Source organism: Anaerofustis sp. NSJ-163, from assembly GCF_024135845.1.
Classification (GTDB): Bacteria; Bacillota; Clostridia; order Eubacteriales; family Anaerofustaceae; genus Anaerofustis; species Anaerofustis butyriciformans.
On record NZ_JAMYJV010000001.1, the window covers coordinates 164,402 to 184,132 of the forward strand.

22 protein-coding genes are annotated in these 19,731 nt (G+C 29.8%); 4 read left to right on the plus strand and 18 right to left on the minus strand.

What is annotated here, in order from left to right; translation table 11 throughout:
* Window positions 1-215: 215 nt before the first annotated feature.
* Window positions 216-1,577, minus strand: coding sequence for a cell wall metabolism sensor histidine kinase WalK (locus tag M6G78_RS00850; RefSeq protein ID WP_138268829.1), 1,362 nt, complete (start codon window positions 1,575-1,577; stop codon window positions 216-218).
* Window positions 1,549-2,241, minus strand: coding sequence for a response regulator transcription factor (locus tag M6G78_RS00855; protein ID WP_253229321.1), 693 nt, complete (start codon window positions 2,239-2,241; stop codon window positions 1,549-1,551). Before M6G78_RS00855 ends, M6G78_RS00850 begins: the two co-directional genes overlap by 29 nt.
* A gap of 94 nt (window positions 2,242-2,335) precedes the next feature.
* Between M6G78_RS00855 and M6G78_RS00860 the strand changes: the two genes are divergently transcribed.
* Genes M6G78_RS00860 through M6G78_RS00875 form a run of 4 tightly spaced genes read left to right on the plus strand, consistent with a single transcriptional unit; the run spans window position 2,336 to window position 5,941 of the window.
* The gene (locus M6G78_RS00860; RefSeq protein WP_253229322.1) at window positions 2,336-3,154 is read left to right on the plus strand and encodes a hypothetical protein; all 819 of its coding nucleotides are present in this window, start codon (window positions 2,336-2,338) and stop codon (window positions 3,152-3,154) included.
* The gene (locus M6G78_RS00865; RefSeq protein WP_243112220.1) at window positions 3,144-3,860 is read left to right on the plus strand and encodes a polyphosphate polymerase domain-containing protein; all 717 of its coding nucleotides are present in this window, start codon (window positions 3,144-3,146) and stop codon (window positions 3,858-3,860) included. The genes M6G78_RS00860 and M6G78_RS00865 overlap by 11 nt, the downstream gene beginning before the upstream one ends.
* Window positions 3,861-3,871: 11 nt before the next feature.
* Window positions 3,872-4,543, plus strand: coding sequence for a DUF4956 domain-containing protein (locus tag M6G78_RS00870; protein ID WP_138268832.1), 672 nt, complete (start codon window positions 3,872-3,874; stop codon window positions 4,541-4,543).
* 3 nt (window positions 4,544-4,546) lie between these two features.
* Complete coding sequence (locus M6G78_RS00875; protein WP_138268833.1) at window positions 4,547-5,941, plus strand: CotH kinase family protein; 1,395 nt, start codon at window positions 4,547-4,549, stop codon at window positions 5,939-5,941.
* Between the two features lie 108 nt (window positions 5,942-6,049).
* On the opposite strand, the gene M6G78_RS00880 is transcribed toward M6G78_RS00875, so the two are convergent.
* From M6G78_RS00880 to M6G78_RS00955, 16 genes are all read right to left on the minus strand, one after another.
* Window positions 6,050-6,979 (minus strand): hypothetical protein, encoded by a 930-nt coding sequence (locus tag M6G78_RS00880; protein ID WP_253229323.1) that lies wholly within the window; start codon window positions 6,977-6,979, stop codon window positions 6,050-6,052.
* A 136-nt stretch (window positions 6,980-7,115) separates the two neighbouring features.
* Window positions 7,116-8,267, minus strand: coding sequence for a hypothetical protein (locus tag M6G78_RS00885; RefSeq protein WP_253229324.1), 1,152 nt, complete (start codon window positions 8,265-8,267; stop codon window positions 7,116-7,118).
* A gap of 362 nt (window positions 8,268-8,629) precedes the next feature.
* Complete coding sequence (locus M6G78_RS00890; RefSeq protein WP_253229325.1) at window positions 8,630-8,926, minus strand: phage holin; 297 nt, start codon at window positions 8,924-8,926, stop codon at window positions 8,630-8,632.
* A gap of 686 nt (window positions 8,927-9,612) precedes the next feature.
* Window positions 9,613-10,338: a peptidoglycan-binding protein gene (locus M6G78_RS10315; RefSeq protein WP_253229326.1), complete on the minus strand. Its 726-nt coding sequence runs from the start codon at window positions 10,336-10,338 to the stop codon at window positions 9,613-9,615.
* Window positions 10,338-10,616: a hypothetical protein gene (locus M6G78_RS00900; protein ID WP_253229327.1), complete on the minus strand. Its 279-nt coding sequence runs from the start codon at window positions 10,614-10,616 to the stop codon at window positions 10,338-10,340. The genes M6G78_RS10315 and M6G78_RS00900 overlap by 1 nt, the downstream gene beginning before the upstream one ends.
* A 426-nt stretch (window positions 10,617-11,042) precedes the next feature.
* Window positions 11,043-11,492 (minus strand): hypothetical protein, encoded by a 450-nt coding sequence (locus M6G78_RS00905; protein WP_253229328.1) that lies wholly within the window; start codon window positions 11,490-11,492, stop codon window positions 11,043-11,045.
* Window positions 11,482-11,763 (minus strand): DUF2977 domain-containing protein, encoded by a 282-nt coding sequence (locus M6G78_RS00910; RefSeq protein WP_253229329.1) that lies wholly within the window; start codon window positions 11,761-11,763, stop codon window positions 11,482-11,484. Before M6G78_RS00910 ends, M6G78_RS00905 begins: the two co-directional genes overlap by 11 nt.
* Window positions 11,764-12,852, minus strand: coding sequence for a hypothetical protein (locus M6G78_RS00915; protein WP_253229330.1), 1,089 nt, complete (start codon window positions 12,850-12,852; stop codon window positions 11,764-11,766).
* Between the two features lie 14 nt (window positions 12,853-12,866).
* A complete protein-coding gene (locus tag M6G78_RS00920; RefSeq protein WP_138268842.1) occupies window positions 12,867-13,196 on the minus strand; it encodes a hypothetical protein in 330 nt (109 codons plus the stop codon).
* A 12-nt stretch (window positions 13,197-13,208) separates the two neighbouring features.
* Window positions 13,209-13,781 (minus strand): hypothetical protein, encoded by a 573-nt coding sequence (locus M6G78_RS00925; protein WP_253229331.1) that lies wholly within the window; start codon window positions 13,779-13,781, stop codon window positions 13,209-13,211.
* A gap of 19 nt (window positions 13,782-13,800) precedes the next feature.
* The gene (locus M6G78_RS00930; protein WP_253229332.1) at window positions 13,801-14,631 is read right to left on the minus strand and encodes a DUF859 domain-containing protein; all 831 of its coding nucleotides are present in this window, start codon (window positions 14,629-14,631) and stop codon (window positions 13,801-13,803) included.
* A 9-nt stretch (window positions 14,632-14,640) separates the two neighbouring features.
* On the minus strand, window positions 14,641-15,027 hold the full coding sequence (locus M6G78_RS00935) for a hypothetical protein (RefSeq protein ID WP_138268845.1): 387 nt from the start codon (window positions 15,025-15,027) through the stop codon (window positions 14,641-14,643).
* Between the two features lie 11 nt (window positions 15,028-15,038).
* Window positions 15,039-17,129, minus strand: a complete 2,091-nt coding sequence (locus M6G78_RS00940) for a hypothetical protein (RefSeq protein WP_253229333.1) — start codon at window positions 17,127-17,129, stop codon at window positions 15,039-15,041.
* On the minus strand, window positions 17,129-17,740 hold the full coding sequence (locus M6G78_RS00945) for a hypothetical protein (protein WP_253229334.1): 612 nt from the start codon (window positions 17,738-17,740) through the stop codon (window positions 17,129-17,131). Before M6G78_RS00945 ends, M6G78_RS00940 begins: the two co-directional genes overlap by 1 nt.
* Window positions 17,741-18,176: 436 nt before the next feature.
* Window positions 18,177-18,527, minus strand: a complete 351-nt coding sequence (locus M6G78_RS00950) for a hypothetical protein (protein ID WP_253229335.1) — start codon at window positions 18,525-18,527, stop codon at window positions 18,177-18,179.
* A 16-nt stretch (window positions 18,528-18,543) separates the two neighbouring features.
* The gene (locus M6G78_RS00955; protein ID WP_253229336.1) at window positions 18,544-19,362 is read right to left on the minus strand and encodes a hypothetical protein; all 819 of its coding nucleotides are present in this window, start codon (window positions 19,360-19,362) and stop codon (window positions 18,544-18,546) included.
* Between the last annotated feature and the right edge of the window lie 369 nt (window positions 19,363-19,731).

Consider the following 19,731-nt stretch of genomic DNA (forward strand, 5'->3'; position numbering starts at 1 on the left):
ACATACTTTAGCCCAAAAAAATTTGGGCTTTTTTATGTTAAATTGATTATAGTAAATTTGTTTTATTATTAAAATTTTATCTATTAATATAATAAATGTATTTTTTTTTAAATATAATTTATCCAAATAAAAATATCTAACATTTAAACATATTATATAACCATAATAAAAAAGACAAAACATATTTATGCAAATGTTTCATCTTTTTTATTACTTTACAATGTTCTCGGAAGAGTAACTATAAATACAGTTCCTTTATTTTCCATACTGGATACCTCAATTGTTCCTTTATGTAATTGAACAATAAGTTTTACTATAAAAAGCCCCAACCCAAAACCATCATTATTATGGCTTGAATTTACCTGATAAAATCTGTTCCATATTTTATTTAAATGTTCTTTCGAAATTCCAATACCGTCATCTTCAATATAAATTTTAATTAGTGAATTGTCACAGCTTAAAGATATATTTACATTTCCGCCTTCCCTTCCGTATTTGATTGCATTTGAAATTAAATTAGTAAAAAGCTGTATCAATAATGTCATATCGCCTATATATTCGATTTTTCCCAAATGATCCATTAAATTTAATGTAATTTCTTTTTCCTTTGCATCTTCTTCCATTTCTTCCATAACCGACTGAACCAAAACGGAAAAATCTATTTTATCATAATTTATTTCATAATTACTTTTTTCCAATCTGGAAATAACCAATAATGCATCTACAAGATTTGCCATATGACTTGTCTTTTTGTGAATTGTCGTTACATATTTTTTCTCTTCGTCTTCCAATTCACATTCTTCCAAAAGATATTCCGAATTTGATAAAATGACACTTATGGGTGTTCTAAGCTCGTGAGCGGCATCGGATACAAATTGTTTTTCTATATTAAAATGTTCTTCAAGTTTACTTATCATCCCGTTAAATGATTTAGATAAGTATGACAATTCATCTTCTTTTCTTATTTCTTTTATTCTTAAAGATAAATCCTGAGAATTTGTAATTTCATTTGCAGTATCCGCCATTTCTTTTATGGGCTTGAAATACTCTGAAATCATTCTATACCCTATCAAAGCCGTAAACAAGGTTAATATTGGAGAAAAAACAAAAAACCATTTTGTTATATTGTTTATCATATTAGCAACAGAACTGTATGAATGAATACCTCTTATCCATAAATATTCATTCTTCTCTCCTGCTCTTATTTTCTCATCATATATATACCAATAATCTTCGTTTTTTGAAAGAGAATGTATTTCCTTTTCATCAAAAGGATAATCCTGAGGAAAATCATCCGGGACTATTCCGTTTATATATTTTCCGTCATTTGTATATAAACTCAGCATAACACCGTCATCATAATAAGACATAAGTTCGTTATCCGGAAAATAACTTGAATAATTATTCATATCTTCTTTTAAATCTCCGACTTCATCCATTAACTCCGTTCTGATATTATCGGTACTGTAATATTCGGAAATAAAAAGAAACCCGCATATAGTAACCAAAAATACTACTATGATAATTCCTGTATACCAAAATGTTATTTTATTTTTTATCGTTTTGGTCTTGTTCATCAACTTCAAGTTTATACCCCATTCCTCTGACAGTTTTTATCATTTTATTCCCACATATATCATATATTTTTTTTCTTAAATATCTAATATATACGTCTACTATATTAGAACCCCCTTCAAATCTATTGTCCCATGCCTGTTGCTCCAATTGTTCTCTTGTTAAAATAATGTTTTTATGATAAACAAAATACTCCAAAAGCATATATTCTTTTGCTGTCAAGTCCATAATTATTCCACAGCATTTTACTATTCTGTTTCGTGTGTCAATAGTTAAATCTCCTGCATGTATTATATTATTCTTTTGATTTGTACTTCTTCTCAATAAAACCCTTAATCTTGCAAGCAGTTCATCAAAAGAAAAAGGTTTTGTAAGATAATCATCCGCTCCGTAATCCAATCCTTTTACCTTATCTTTTATTTTATCTTTTGCGGTTATCATAATTACGGACGTATCCAAATCCGAAGCTCTTATATATTTTAAAACCTCAAATCCGTCAATTTCGGGAATCATTACATCCAGTAAAATAATATCGTAAGAATATACACTTATATAATCTATTGCTTCCCTGCCGTCTTTACAATAATCAACAGTATAATATTTTTGAAGTTTTTTTGTCATAACTTCTCTTAAATCATTTTCATCTTCAACTATTAAAATTTTCAACTTATTATCACTTTCTTTTCATTTTAATATTCACTTAATGATTTTATTGTATTATCTATTTATAAAATAAGTCAAGTAAAAAAGGAGTAAAGATATGAAAAAGAAAAGATTATTATTAACTTTGGCAATCGGCTTGATTCTCATATCTGCGTTTGCATTATTTAAACAAGGAAATATTTTAAAAAAAGAACAACAAATCGGTTCTTTAATAATAAAAGTAAATCCCGAAATTGCCATTTCATATGACAGCGAAGGAAAAATCATTGATGTTACACCGATAAACGATGACGGAAAAGAACTGTTAAAAGATTACAATGAATATGAAAACAAACATTCAAGAACAGTTATAAAAGACATTATAAAATTGATGTCCGATAAAGGCTATTTAAAAAACGGAGCAAATGCTAAAGACATAACCGTTACAGTTGAAAAAGGTTCAAAAATGCCAAATGATAAATTTTTAGATTATATAATTTATGATGTTAAAGATACTCTAAAAAATAACACTACAAATGGACAAATAATAATCGAAGGTGAAAGTAATTACGGTTTAAGCGAATATCAAAATTCAAATTACGGAAAAACAAAAACAACGAAAAAGAAAACAACAAAAACAAATAACAATACAAAATCAACAAACAATACCAATTATAACAATAATACAAACTATAACAACAACAGTAATTACAGTAATAAATCAAACAACAACAGTTCAAATTACAGCAAGCCTTCAAACTCGAACAATTCGAACAAAAACAATAACTCTAATTATAATGATAACAATTCAAATTATAATGATAACAATTCAAATTATAATAACAACTCTAATTATAATGATAATAACTCAAATTATAACAACAACTCTAACTACGATAATAACAGTAATTATTCAAACAGCAATTATGATGACTAAAACAAATTTTTATGAAAAAAAGAACTTAAAATACAGACATGAAATAAAATATCAAATTAATTTCGCAGAATATTTTATTCTGAAAGAACGCTTAAAAAAAGTATTTAAAACAGACATATATGCTGCTCCACATGGTTATTATCATGTGAACAGCATATATTTTGATACTCCTTATGACAAAGCTCTGTATGAAAAAATAAACGGAACGGACAAAAGAGAAAAATACAGAATAAGATTTTATAATCAAAATATGGATTATATAAAACTTGAAAGAAAAATAAAAGAAAATCGTCTTACTTCAAAACAATCTTCCTTACTGTCTTATGAAGAAACAAAAAAAATTTTATTAAAAGATAATGACTTTTTGTTATATTCAAACAATCCTTTGTTAATTGAATTGTACAGTAAAATAAAAGGCCAGGGGCTTATGCCCAAAAATATTGTAACCTATAGAAGAGAAGCTTTTATATATTCCCCGTCAAATGTAAGAATAACTTTAGACAGCGAAATTCAATCAAAAAAAATTTCTGCAGAAAGTAAATGTTTTTACGAAAAGTATAATTATATAAAAACATTCAACAATAAATTTATTTTGGAAGTAAAATATGATAATTTTTTACCGGAAATCGTAAAAATAATGTTAAGTACTTTGGATAAATTACCGATTTCTTTTTCAAAATATGCTTCATCGAGAATTTATGAATAGGAGAAATTATAATGACATTTCAAGATATATTCAAATCAAGTTTTTTAAACAACATTGCATCAATTACGGCCTTTGATATGATACTATCGTTTCTTTTTGCTTTTTGTTTGGGGATTTTGATTTTTTTTGTATATAAAAATACTTTTTCCGGAGTTATGTATTCTTCAAGTTTTGGTATTTCCCTCATAGGATTATCTTTAATCACCACTTTGGTTATGTTATCCATAACAAGCAATGTCGTATTGTCTTTGGGTATGGTGGGAGCATTGTCTATTGTTCGTTTCAGAACTGCCATAAAAGAACCTATGGATATAGTTTTTTTGTTTTGGAGCATAGCAATAGGTATAGTAATAGCAGCAGGTCTTATTCTTTTGGCGGTGTTTGGAAGCATTTTTATTGCTTTTGTATTAATTGTTTTTGCTCAAAAAGATACATTCGACAAGCCATACATTCTTATTCTTCACTGCAGTGATGAAGAAACAGAAAAAGAAACAATGAAAATTATAAAATCAAAAGTAAAAAAAATATCGTTAAAAAGCAAAACCGTTACACCCGACAATATAGAATTAAACTATGAAATCAGAATCAAAGAAGAATCCACTAAATTTGTTAATGAAATAGAAAAGAAAGAAGGAGTAAACGCAATCACATTAGTTTCTTATAACGGAGATTATATGGGGTAAAAAATGATTAAAAGTAAAAAAATAGATTTAATATGTATTATCATAATTTTTGTTTGCGTTATATTTTCTTTTATATTGATATCAATAAAAAATTTAGGAATAAAATCTTCCACTATTCAACAACCATACGTAAACAAAATTTTTAATGATGAAAAAGTTCATATGATAGAACTACATATAAAAGACTGGGATAAAATGATTACAGAAGTTTCTGAAGAATATGTTCCTTGCAATGTAAAAATAGACGGAGAAATTTTCAATAATATCGGAATAAGAATAAAAGGTAACAACTCAAAACAGTTAATAGAAAAATATGGGCTGACAAGGTATAGTCTAAAGCTGGAATTTGACCATTACAACGATTCTACCAATTACTACGGATTGGATAAATTAAACTTGGATTGTTCTTTTCAAGATAACAGCTATATGAAAACATATATTACCTTTGACATGATGAAAAAAATGAATATCCCCACCCCTCTTTGCAGTTATACATGGGTAAAAGTAAACGGAGAAGATTATGGTTTGTTTCTTGCAGTTGAAGAACCGGAAGAGGCTTTTGCTTTAAGAGTTTTCGGTAAAAATCACGGTCAATTGTATAAACCTGATTATAAGGACATAAATGACCCCAATTTAGATGTTGCATTAAAATACACAACAGATGAAATTGATGAATATGACAATATATTCAGAAACGCAAAATTTCAATGTTCAAATCGAGATAAAACACGACTGATAAACTCTTTAAAAAATTTATCTGAAAAAAACAATATAGATAACTATGTAGATACCAACGAAGTGTTAAGATATTTTGTCGTACATAATTTTACGGTTAATCTTGACAGTTATCTCGGACAGACAGGACATAATTATTTTTTATATGAAAAAAACGGTAAGCTAAGCATGATACCATGGGACTATAATTTAGCTTATTGTACGTATTCCCTCGGTATGCCAAACCCTATAAACGATTCAACTTTATATGTAAATTATCCAATAGATACTCCTGTTTCAAATGAAATTGCCATAAATCGTCCAATGTTTTACAATTTAATGACGGAAGAAGAATACTATAATTTATATCATTTATACTTTAAGGAATTTATAGACATTTATTTTGAAAACAATTATTATAAAGTAAAAATAAAAGAAACTCAAAATTTAATAAAGGATTATGTAAAAAAAGACCCAACTGCTTTTTGCTCCTATGATGATTTTAATATCGCAGTTAAAACATTTGAAGATTTTTGTAATTTAAGAGCACAAAGTATAAAAAAACAACTTAAGGGCGAAATACCTTCAACCAATTACGGACAAAATAAAGACAAAAACAATTTTATAGACGCATCGGAAATTTGGATTCCTAATTTGGGAGAAATCAATGACTTAATTGATTGATAATTCCTTTAATATTTATTATAATGGACGTAATATAAACACATAAAAACTTTATCATATAAAAAAGGCACCTAAAGTGTCTTTTTTATATTCTATTAATAATTTATTTTAAAATCCCATACCATCGACAATGCTCAAATAAGCACTGTTAATCCCCGAATTTACACGTGTAAAAAGTTTGTTTGTTAAATTATATGTATCGCTGCAATGCCAAATTCCTTCGCTTTTTGTAAAAGTTAGGTTAAAAGAAATATCACTTGTTTTATTGATATTCCCCTCAGTTAATTTATTATAGTTTTCTATGAGTTTTACAAGATATTCCTCATCACTAAGCTTAGATGACTGATTTTGATTAATTGTTTCGTTAATAGCCAAAATAAAAATATCTTCATAGTCAGGGACATATAAGGTTATATTTATTTTTGCACTGCTTCCAATTACATCAACACTGTTAACTTTATAATCTACGTTTTTAAGTGTATTTAATAACATTGTATTTATTTCTGATTCATCAATATTATTCAGTATGGAAGAACCAATAACCATATCGGTAAAGTCATTTTTTATTTCTCTTAAATCACTGTCAAATCCGCTTATATGTTCATTTGTATTTGAAGAAAGATATTTTTCATAAGTGTTTTCGCTACCCTTTATAAATATAACATCTAAATAATTTTTTATTTTATCTTCACTACTTCCTAAGTTTTGAGTAAAATAACATACAAAAGAAGCAAGAACAATAAAAATAACAGCAAAAATAGTAGCTTTTTTACTAACCTTTATATTAGAAAATATATTCTTTTTATCAGATAAATTATTTGTCTTTTCAAGAACCTCTTCTCTTTCCTCTTTCTCTACTTCATCAAAAAACTCATCAACTTCTTTATTTTTTCCACTATTTTGTTCTATATTGTTATGAGGATCATTTTGTTTATTATTAAATAAAGTATATTCGGCATAAAAATCATCTTCTTCAGATGAAAAATATTCTTTTAATTTTTCTGAGTCATTTAGTTTATTATTGTTTTTTTCTTTCATTGTCTTTCCCCTTTTGTATATTTTAATCAAATTACCATAAGGGGTCAATACACAAATTTAATTTGTATTTTAAATATAATTTACATTAAATAAATGTAAAACTTTCATAATAAAAAAAGAGGCAATACCTCTTCTTTTAATACATATTTTGGACTAACTTATCAATTTCGATCATAGATTGCCTTTCTTCTGTATAGCTCCATGTAATTACAGCATTATCGCCTTTATATTCATTTTCAGCGACAAAATTTTTGTCATACTCAAGGTCATATAATTCAGCCATTATATTGTCATAATATTCTACATCATGGTTATAAAAACCCGATAAGCTTCCGTAAATTATATTACAATAAGCAGCCATCATATTGTCTCTGTCATAAAGCTGATTAGCTATATCATCTTCATCTTTTGGTTTTACTTCTATCCAGTTATAACCGATATTTATATATTCTATCTTATTTTCTTCATCTAAAAGAAATACAATATTAATATCGGGTTCTTTATCCATTTTTACTGTGCAGTGATAAAAATGATACCCCTCTCCCGCAGTGCTTGCATCTTCTACCGTAAAACCTTCAAGATTAGGAATTTCATAATCTCCCCATTTATTATCAATCATTGTAATGTTATGATTAATAATTGCAATAAAATCATCTTTATCTATTTGAATTTTCCCGTCTTCAATAGGAACTCCATGTTTTTGATAGTAAGAAATTGAATTTTTGTAATAGCTATTCATAAACATTCCACATGCAAAAACTATAATAACAAGACCGGCTATTAATGCTCTAAATCTTTTATCACTTTTATTTTTGCTTTTTTGAGTTTCCTTTTTAGCATTACTTTCATTAATAAATTGATTTTCTCTTAATTTATTTAAATCTACTTCTCCACTTTCACCGCTTAAATCAATAGACTTACTTAAAGCTTCTTTTTCTATATTTCTCTCTTGTCTTACTTTATTTAAGTCAAGTTCCCCACTTTGAGCATTTAAATCAGTATTTTTTTCAACAATATTTTGTTCTTCATTCTCTTTACTTAATTTATTAATTTTACTACTTTTATTATTCTTTACAGTAAAAATTGCACTTACAACCATAAGTAATGCTCCAATCCATAAAAGAATATAAAAGTCAAAAAACTCCATTATATTAACAAAAAAAATAGGGCCTTTTTTATAATATATATCTATATAAATTAATTCAATAAAATATTTACCCATAAATTGAGCTAAAACTAACAATAAACCAACAATAAACGCCGGTGCAGATAATATTTTCTTTGCCATTTCCCTTTTCTCCCTTATTAATTTTATGTTTATATTTTAACATATTTTTTTATTATCCTCCATTTTTTTATATATTCTAAAGCTACTATATTGTAATTAAATTATTGACTAAAATGCATGAACTATTAAAAAATTATAAAAATAAAATAATTAAAAATAACTACTAAAATCAAATTTTAAAACATATAAAATATTCTTAAAATAATAAAATAAAATGCAAAAAACAAAAAATCAATTATAAAAAACTATATTAGAAATTATTAGAAAAAATTTAAAATATAATACATTTTATAAAATAAATCATAAAAAATATAGTCACAAAAATAAAAAAAAGGGGGCAAAATGCCCCTTTTTTAATTAATCTATTCAAATTCAATCTCTTCTTTTGAATTATCTTCAATTTTTTCATCTGTTAAAAGATTTTCTCTATACTTATCAGCCTCAATAGCCTCTTTTGTAAAAGAGTTGTTTTTCCAAAATGCAAGAACCGCCGAAACAATGGTAGTTATACCTGTTACAACTGTGTAAATTGTGTTTTCGTCAATATTTAACTCAGTAAGTCCAAATATACCACAAGCTCCATTTATTAAACTTACAAATAAAAAAAGCGTCCTTGCAATAGTTCCGCTTGAAACATTTTTTAAATCAATATTTTTCATTATTACCTCCTGTTATATTTTATAATTCATATTAAACTTTAAAACTATCTTTAAACCTCTCCATACGCTGTCATGATGATAATAGGTGAAGTTTAGTAAATCTTAGTTATATATCTTTATCTCTTCACCATGCCCCACTCCCTAACATAAAACCCATTCAAAGTAGTTATTTTCATTTCACTATTCTGTCCAACACCCTAAAATAAAAAGCATTAAAAATATAAATTTAATTTTGCTACCATATCCCACCCCTTATATAAAACCATTAAACACAAAACCTAAATTTCACTATGATGTTCCACCCTACTAAATAAAACTCATTCAAAATAATTATTCTTATTTCACAACAATGTCCCACCCCACTAAATAAAACCAATAATTAAGTTGGGGTGGCGGTAGCATCGGTTCATAAGAAAATCGGGTAGATTTTCCATGAAATCCCGATGCGTCTAAGCCTTCACGGCGATTGAGTGAAAGCATTTTGTCCAGTATTTTTTGCTTTGGAAAAATACTGGTCGCTCTTTAGAGCGAAACCCTAAAACGCCACGCCCAGTAGCGTCCTTTTATGTAAATATTTGGGCGAGCAAATATTTGGTGGGGTTCTTAAGGGGTAACACCCCTTAATATCGGGTTGTTAAGGGCAGACAGCCCTTAAATATGGGGTTAGGGGCAACGCCCCTTATAAACTATACATTTATATGAACGGCATTACCCATATTATCTGTTCCATAGTAACTATATGCTGCCCCCAAAGAATATGCTTTTGATTTTATTTTTGCCTTATCAACTCCGGCAATATAAATATCCGCTGCTTTTCCGTACATATGTTTAGAATTGCTTACTCCTCCAACATTGGCATTATGTTTACTACATCTAAGCCCTGATGTAATTGTTATAGGCTTGCCAAAATATTCTCTTAATTCTTCTAAAATATCAATAAGCTTTGAACTCATCTCTGCGGGGTATCCATTACAATACTTACCTCCGCATTGACATTTAAACTCTGATTTTTTGAAATACTTAACTTTATTCCAATTTACTTTTGAAGATGAAGAACTTGAAGAAGATGTATTCTTCAAAGCCTTAATAGTATTACTTCCTGCAATACCATCCTGAGATAAACCTTTCTTCTTTTGAAATGACTTAATTGCCGAAACGGTCGCATTTCCAATTATTCCATCTACTGTAAGTTTTGCTCCATTTTTATTAAGTAAGGTTTGTAAATTTTTTATATCTGAAATTAATGCACTATCAGTCTTACTTCCGTAAATCCCATCTTGTGTCAGCCCTTTAAACTTTTGATAACTTTTTACTGCAGAAGTCGTCTTACTTCCGACTTTTCCGTCAACACTTCCGGTATAAAATCCATAATAGTATTTTAAATTAGATTGATAATTTTTTATGCTTAACACTAATGTCCCTCCTTATTTTCAAGTTTTATTATTCTTAATTCATGTTCATCAAGTATCTTGTCTTGTTTTTCGTTATGATCCCAAAGTCTTTTTCTCTTCATTGCCATTTCTTCTCTACTTTCTTTAAATTCATTTTTTAAATCTTTTAAAACATCATTTAAGTGATTTAAAGAAGTTTCTATTTTTGTAACCGCTCCTGCAAATCTGCTTATATTGATTATCACGGTTATAATCAGTCCTATAAGAGCAATAATTATTGTTATTTGTGATTCTGTCATCTCATAAAATCACTCCTTTTTAAATTTTCATAATAAAAAAAATTCTCTAAGGGGTTTCACCCCTTATACCCCACCAAATATTTGCTCGCCCAAATATTTGGATAAAAGGGCGCCACTGGGCGTGGAGCCATAACGCACTCGGATTTCATGAAAAATCTACCCGATTTTTCTATAAACGAGTGCTACCGCCCCCCTAACTTATTATTAACTAAAGCAGGATTTTATCACACTCTCATTAAGTTGGGGTGTGGGTAGTGGTCGTTTCAAAAATCTCGGGTAGAGATTTTTAGAAAATCCGACCACGTTATAAGCCTTCACGGCGTTTGAGTGAAAGCCTTTTTCCCATATTTTTGGGCTTCGGCAAAAATATGGTGGGGTTCTTAAGGGGTAACACCCCTTAAATAAGGGTTGTTAAGGGAGAATCCCTTAAAGCGTTACCTCCTCCCAACCAGCAGGATAACCACTCGGTGTCCAAACGTTATTGTCTATCTTTGAACGATAAACCTTGCCATTTTCTATGCAACACTCGTCTTTCATATACATACCGCTTGTTCCAAGAGGTGCAACATATGGTTTTGCTTTTAACGGGTCTTTTGTGTGACATAAACTCCACTGTGCTCTTAAATTTTCGGGGTGGTCTTTGTAAACTGTGCTGTCATAAGGTTGTAATAACTGCCATACTTGTCCGTTATCTTTTACTACCTGCCCCTTTGTCCAGTTTAAATACTGATGTAATTCGGGGTTAAAATCAGGTATACTATATTCTTTGTCAATTATTTGTGTTCCGTCCATTTCCGGTGCTTTTTCTTGAAATAAAGTAGCTGAATTTAATCCTACCTCTCTCATTTTACTTAGTACATATTCCTTAGACTCCATAGCTGTTTACCCCCTCTCTTATTGCTTTTGCCAGCTCATCATAAGTTACATAATCGTTTCCGCTTGGCTCTGGCTCAGGCTCATTTTGTTCTTCTTCCCATTGTTTTTTCTTTTCTTCGTCAAGTGTTAAAATTCCGTTTTCATACTTATATAAAAAGCATGGTAAATCATTAAAATCTTCAACACTTAAATCAGTTTCAATACTGTTTTCTACATCTCCGATAACAGCAAAAGAAATAATATATTTATTTTCATCTAAACTTATTTTCATTTAACGTACCCCCCATATTTCTCTAACGTAATATTCTGTTCCACCGCCAATAGATTGTTCTGTTCTAATAATATTATTATGAATTGGAATATCTGTATTAAGTTGAGTATCTGATTGTTTAGTAAATCTTCCTGTATATATCGTAACTGCGTTTGCGTTATATGTTGTTTTTGGAACTGAGTCGTAACACAATACACTTTGTGTCGACATTTGGTTTTGTTCTAAAACTGGATATATACCAGCACCGAAAGGACCTCCCGAAGTATCTGAACTTATATTAAACACTAAATATCTATAATTATTCATACTTTCATTTAATGTAATAACACCTGTTTTTATTGCCCCTTCAAATAGTAAAGTTCTTGTAATTTTTTTTAGCTCTGTGATATTATTTTGAATATTTAAAACTTCTTCTTTTACACTTGTAATAGTATCATTGATATTTTTCCCTTGTGCAGCACTTAATGCTTTATCTATTTCCGTACTTGTAAGATTATTAATAATTTCTGTATTATTAGCTCCATTTTCAATTCCATTTAATTTAATTTTATCAACAGAACTCATAAGCCCGTCTTTTTCAGTGGTTACAACTTCATAAGTTGTATCGGTAAAAACTGCACCAGCAGGCACTGCTGTTTCTACTGTTAAATTATTTACTTTATCAGCATTATTAGCATTTTCTGCAATATCAACAACACCATCACCGTTAGTATCATATACACTTTTTAACATATCACCGCTTCCTGCAGTAACAAGATGTTCATCAATATAGTTTTGTAACTGACCTTCAATTTGTATTAAGTTTTCTTCAAGGTCGCTTTGTTCAACTTTATCATTAAACTTTTCTACAACGGTTTTATCAAGTGTTTCAAGATTATCAAGTTTTGCTATGTAATCATCATCAACAAGACTTTTCCCTACTTCTTTATCAACCTTTAAATCAAGACTTGCTTCTACATCAGAAAATCTATTATCAAGATGTTCGTCTACTATTTCTTCAAGATGAGTATAATCAAAACTTCCCGTATCTCCTTTATCTCCTTTTTCTCCCTTTAATACGGGAGTATCAACAATTAATTCAATTGCCATATTTTTTCTCCTTTCTAAATGTTATAAGTATTTTTGTTTACAACTTCGCCTATTTCTAAATTTCCTATATCCGTTGAATAACTATCTCCTGTTTTATAAATAAACTTCACATCATATTCCACATCATCGCCTTCTCTAAATCTTGTCATGTCTTCCTGAGAAAAAGGAACGAGAAAACCTCGCTCCTTTTCAAAATAACTTACTTCACCCGGATATTCTTTTATTAACTGTTTTACACCTCTTCCAAAAGAAAAAAGCACCTTAGATATAATGCTTAAATCTAAAATGCTCTCTTCACTTACTTTAAAAAATAAATATCCGCTGTTTGAATATTTTATCTGCATAATTCCTCCTTATTATGCTTGGGATTTTCTGAATTGAAATTCTTCTTTGTTTAAATCCAAATTTCCTTTTCCTAAATACCAATCCTTTAACCCTGAAGCAATACTTAATTTTTTACTAAGCAGAGTATCTAAAGCTTTGTTTCTTGTATTCATTGTGTTATATGCAAGTTCTGCAAGTTTAGAGTTTTTGGTGTTGTAGGCTTGTGCAATTTGATTGTCAAAATTCATTTTTGCCTGTTCTGCCGTTGTTCTTGCCTGTGATATTCTGTTTTGTGCGGTTGTAAAGTTTGCACTTTTACTGCTTTCGGAAAAACCGCTTCCGCCAAGACCGGAACTTGCCTGTTTTTCTGCATTGTATCCATAGGGATTAATGCTTTTTAAGTAATCAGCATTTGCAGCTCTTGCATCACGGAATGCATCTTTGTCTGCTTGTACTTTCTTTTGCTGATATTCTTTTACTTGTTGATTAGTATCATTCGTTATGTTTGTTTTTGCCGAATTATAATAATTATTTACAGCATCATTAGTATTTTTATAATACTTATTCGCATACGAACTTAAACCACTATATGGATTGCTTGCCATAATTTACCTCCTTTTTATATTAACTTTTTACTATACTGCTTGATGAAGTTTTTAAATACGAACTCTTAACTTTGTATATGCTTGAAGGTTTTATATATACCCCTTTTACCTTTGATATATTAGAAGAGCTTACTTTTATATATACTTTAGGTCCCCCATTAAAAGTAAGAGTTCCGCTTTTAGATAAAGAATTACTATTACCAAGAAGTGTAGAACCGCTGTAAGTTTTTAAATAACAAGTAAATGTTATAGTCTTATCTTCCCCTAAAATATCTTCAAGTTTAGTTAATTCACTACTTGTAAAAGATACGGTATTCCCGCTTTTATAATTACTTACGCTCTTTGTAAATGTCTTGCATTTTATAACTAATGTATCACTAAAAGAAGAATTATATTTTGTATAACTCGCCTTAATCCCCTTATATTCATTTACTATACTTAAAGAGTTTAACTTTGATATTCTCTTTATTGTAGGAAGTGTAAAGTTTTTTGAACTTATTGTAGCTGTTCCAATTGCAACACCACTATAATGTTTAGCACTTACACTAAAATCACCTGCACCTGATGAACTATGCTTTATGGTAAAATCAGCCTGTGTTAATAAACACGGATTTTTATAAGTATCAAAATTAGTTTTAGAATTTGTTTTCTTTACTCCGTCTACTGTTATATAGCTTATATGATCGTAAAAGTTCCAATGTCTATAACTGTCATTTCCTCTAAGCCATAATTCACAGTGTATTACAGTTTTATTTGCTTCTTTATCCTGACTTTTTACTTCCCATTCCAAAGATATATAAACATCATCGTTGTTTGAATATTTTCCCGTTACTTTTCCGCTACTTGCCATATCTCACCTCTAATACACAAATACTATTGAGCCAATGGGAAGATTAGCTCCATAATTTGAAGTAGTAGGAACTGTTTTTGAAAATACTATTTTAGGTGATGTATTAACTGCTTCCGATGTACTTTCACCTACATATATTTTAGCAATAGTATTATCCACCCTATTTGTTATACTCTCCATATCGGTTTTTATCTTTTCTATGTTCGTTGTGTTCGTGTCAATATTTTCTATAATTTCATCATTTACTTTAGGAAGCAAAACCGAGTTTAAATACTCTTTTATGTCTACACCGGCTTTATCAAAAGTCTGTCTCAATTCTTCACCTGAAATCATCGGTGTATCTCCAAGAGGCTCTATATTTCTTACATCTTCATCAAATCCAATCAGTTTATCCATCAACCATTCACCTACCTTTTAATATAGTTTCCTTTGTAACCTTCCAATGTGAAAGAGAAAAAGCCGAAAGGTCTCGATTCTTTTTTGTCAATTGTTTCGCCTTTTAGTTTTATTTGAAGTTCGTTAAATTTCTTTTGCTTCGTTTTTATTACTCCATAGTTGTTATCTTGATCTATTAAAAAACTTAATGTCCTAAAATCTAAATCTATAAATGAAAAACCGGCATTTTTATATGTTGTTATATACTTATATTCTTTGCTTTTGTTGGTTCTTATGTATATTCCAACACTGGAATTTCCCATTACTTTAAACTTTGCTATTCCACCTCTTTTGGAAGTTGTCTTTAAATGATTTATGTCAGAAAAGTTATCGGATTTTAATAAAATATAATTTTCCATATTTTCTTCATTATCCTGATATAATGTTTCATCAAATACGCATATATGCCCTCCGTCAGTTGCAAAATAAAGTTTATTGTCAAAAGATTTTAGATATATACCCTTATATTCGTTTCTTTGTTCATCAAATACTCTAAGCCCTTCAAAATAAAACCACTCATACTCATAACCTTTATTTACTTCAAAAGTTTTTCTGCTGTCTGCAAGATACATATTTCCGTTTATAAGAATACATAAATACCCTTTGTATATATCCATAGACGCATCAAGGTATTTATCTTCATTTGTCATTTTAGGATTAACAAGGCTGGACCTTTCGCATACAAAGTCTGCGGCATAAATATCGCTGTTTAAATCGGAATATTTAAGCCCATACATTCCTTCTTTCGTTAAAAAACATACATCATCTTTAAAGTTTATACTGCATCCAAAACTTCCAAAACTGCTTTTACCCTGCTTTACGGGATAAGTTTTATAGTATTTTGTTTCCGATTTACCTTGAATATTTGTTATTGTTATCTGCTCAGTGTCTGGCTTATGATAAAATAAATTATTGCCGCCTTCTTTTGAGTCCTTAAATACCCAAAGAACATTACCTGCAACCGTAATGGAAGTTATATTTTCGTTGTCGCTGCCGTCTTGATAATAGTTAAGGTCTGAAATATATTCAGGGTCGTTTAATTCGCTGTAAAAAAGACCGTTTTTATATGTTTTACTACCACTAAAAAATACTCTGTTATCAAAAACCGCATTAATTTTACAATTATTTATTCTGTCAATATATCCGTCCACTTCTTTATAAAACATTATCACTACATTATCCTGACCGAGAGTTGCAGCCATTGGCGGGGCTACATTAAATGTTATTGTTCCTTTTTTTATGTCAATTCCGTTTTCTGCTAATTTAAACGTATCGGTCTTTGTTGTTACTTCTCCGGTCTCTGAATTTTTAACATCATATGTAAGACTGGTTCCGTTTTTTAAGTCAATATAAGTATCATTTATCCATGCCTTTAGATATTTAATATCGCTATTTGTAAGGTCTGTAGTATCAAGAACATAAACCTTTGTTTTATTATCTCCGCTAAAAGAATTTTTTCTAAAACCCGTTAGAACATTTACGCCTTGATAACTTTCTCCCCCTCCGTCCGGAAGTCTTGAAATTGAAGTTGTAGGAATGAAAGGAATATCAAAACTACTTTCAGAATTTTCACTGTCAATTTTAAGAACCTGTTCGTTTATCCTTTCTTTATTACCTACTTCAATAAGGTTTTCTCCGTCAAATCTGTAATAAATTAAACCGTCATTTATGTATAATTTTTCGTTATACATAAAACTCATTGACTTACATTCGTTCATTTTATCCGAAAGTAAAACAGTGTTTTCTAAATTTATTTGACTAGGAAATTCTTTATATAGATATAAAAATTTTCCTATATGCACTAATGCAAGATTATCCGAAAGAGTGGTATAAATATGTATACCGTAGATTCTCTTGTTTAACTCGTTATCTATTAAAGAAGAAAAATCAGCGATTAACTTATAACCTTCTCTTGTAACCACACACTGAGAATCATCAAGATAATCTTTCCACATATTGACCATCATTGGAGAGCGGTTATCACTAACATTTCTTGCCTCTCTTGAAAAATCCACGCCTTTTATGTTCTTATAGGTTCTTTTTATGGTTTCCGATTTAGCCATTATAAACCTCCGCCGTAGATTTTTACGGGTCTTACTATTCCCATCACACCGTTTTTCGTTATGTCAAGAGCCGATATAACTTTTGCTGCTTTTTGGTCAAAGGCTGTATAATCTGCTCCGACATCTGTTTTTAAAACATCGCTTGCAACATGATAACAAAGAACAATAACCGAATTTACATCAAGGTCAAGTTCCGTTTCGTCAAGTTTATCATTTGGTATATCGCTTAAATCTTCACAGTAAGGCTTGTACTGTGCTTCAATAAGCCCTTCGTAATTATTTTTAATATATAACTTTTTATTTAAGAAATAATAATCTATATCTTTATAATCTGACTTTATTACCCTTATTCCAAGAAACTTGGCACAAAGTGAACCAAGAGAATAAGGCTTATATTCATCTCTTGACATTTCATTATCAATTTCAACTTCGATTTTCTTTGTCTTTATATTTTCGCTTTGATTAAATAACATTTGATAATGAATGTTTATAAGAGGAATAAGTCTTTTGTTTATATCTTCATCATCGGAAGTATACAAATCATTTGTAGAGTATTCTTCAATTATCGCAAGAATATATCTTTTTATCTCTTTTATACTTCTTATACTCATTATTTACCTCCTTTCTCTCTAAGGGGCTTTGCCCCTTAAAAACCCCACGACTTTTTTACACGCCTAAAAAAGTCGAATAAAAGGGCGCCACTCGCCGTGGAGGCTTATAACGTGGTCGGATTTTCTAAAAATCTCTGCCCGAGATTTTTGAAACGACCACTACCGCCACCCTACCTTATTATTGGTCAGGGTAGTATTTAACCATATTCTCATTAATTTTGGTTTGGGGTTATAGTTAAATGGGAGGGGTAGCATTCCAGCTCTAAAAATACGGGTAGTATTTTTAGTAAGCTTTGGAATGCGTTTAAGCCTTCACGGCGTTTGAGTGAAAGCCTTTTTTCCATATTTTTGGGCTTCGGCAAAAATATGGTCGGGTTGTTAAGGGTTGAAAACCCTTAAGACAGGGTTGTTAAGGGAGTATCCCTTAAGTAAAGTCTTATGGAAGTTCAATTACTCCTACAGAAACTGTGCCTGTTACAGTAACTTTAACTTTTCCTTTGTTTACTTTTACGTCTTTGTATTTACCGCTTTCGATTACAAGTGTTCTCATTTCTCCGTTTGGAATATCAAACTCAAATTCTGCCGCTTCTACTCCTTGAATACCATTGCCACTGTGTACTTTTACTTTCGCACCTTCTGATGAAGCCGAAAAAATCATAAGTGTTTTATCATCGCATCCGTCAAAATCAATTAACGCTCCGTCTGTTGTGTCAATTGCTGTTAACTCAGGATATTCTCCAGGAGTGTTTCTTTTTATTTTTACTCTTTCAATATTTGTTACTGACATATTTTATTCTCCCTTCTTACTCTGCTTCGTGAGCTTTTATTGTATATAATTCTTTTGGTCTTACTGTTTTTGTTCCATAAACAAGTAACCCTTTTACAGCGTCCATAAATCTCTTTTCAGGTCTGAATGGTTCAACATTATCAATTTGTTTTCCTGCTGCAATGGCTCTGTTTGTTCTTATCATTAAGTAATCGTCTTTTCCGTCGTTGTATAAGTTGTTACTCATTTTTACGTAAGCATTTTTGTATTTACCAAGAATACCTTCTTCGATTAGTTTGTCGTTTCTTGTTTTTAATTCAATAATCTTGTTTTCAAAGATATCATAAGCCCATGGAGTTAGCTCGATTACTACTCTTTGTGTCATAGGAACTCCGTTATCTCTTAACCATACAAGACCTTTGTCTACTAATTTTTTCATATCATCTTCTGTTGATACAGCTGTTGATGCTGAAAATTTACCTGCATTTTTTGCTTCTAAGGCAATGTCGTATTCATATGCTTCAGTTAGCCCTGCTGTTGCTTCAGCTCTAAGAGATGACATTAAACCCTTTCTTGATTGTGCTTTGTCAATGTCATCAACTCCAAAGTTGAAATATTTTGCCTTGTCGATGTCTAGATAAATGCTTGTATCTTTTACATCTTCAGGATCGTGAATGTCGCTTCCGTCATAATCTCCGATTGTTGGTCTTGCAACTCCAAGAATTTTTACCTTTCCTGCTTGTTTAATGTCTCCGTCAAAATCATGACAACAGTCTTTGTCTAGTACTGCCATTTTTTCCAAATCTCTTAGTATGTTTGCACTCCATACTGTCGCTTTAAAATTGTTATAACTCATATTTTCCTCTCTTTCTTTTATTAAAAAAGAAGTAACTTATGTTACTTCCCTCATTTTTCGATATTTCGATAAATATTTTCCCTTTCCCTCCCTTTATTTCTCTTTATCCTGTATTTATCAAATATATCTTAATTGTTTTTAATAATTTATGTTTTAAATTTTTACTTTTCTTAAACTTAACACCTCATACCTTCATCCCACGCCTAACCTCGTTTATAGAAAAGTAACTTTAATATAATAAAATTTACCCTCAACTAAAAACCATGAAACACAAAACCTGCATTTCATCCCCACACCAACCCCCCTATATAAATCCCATTCAAAATGAAACTTTCCATTTCATCACCATGTCCCACTCCCTACATAAAA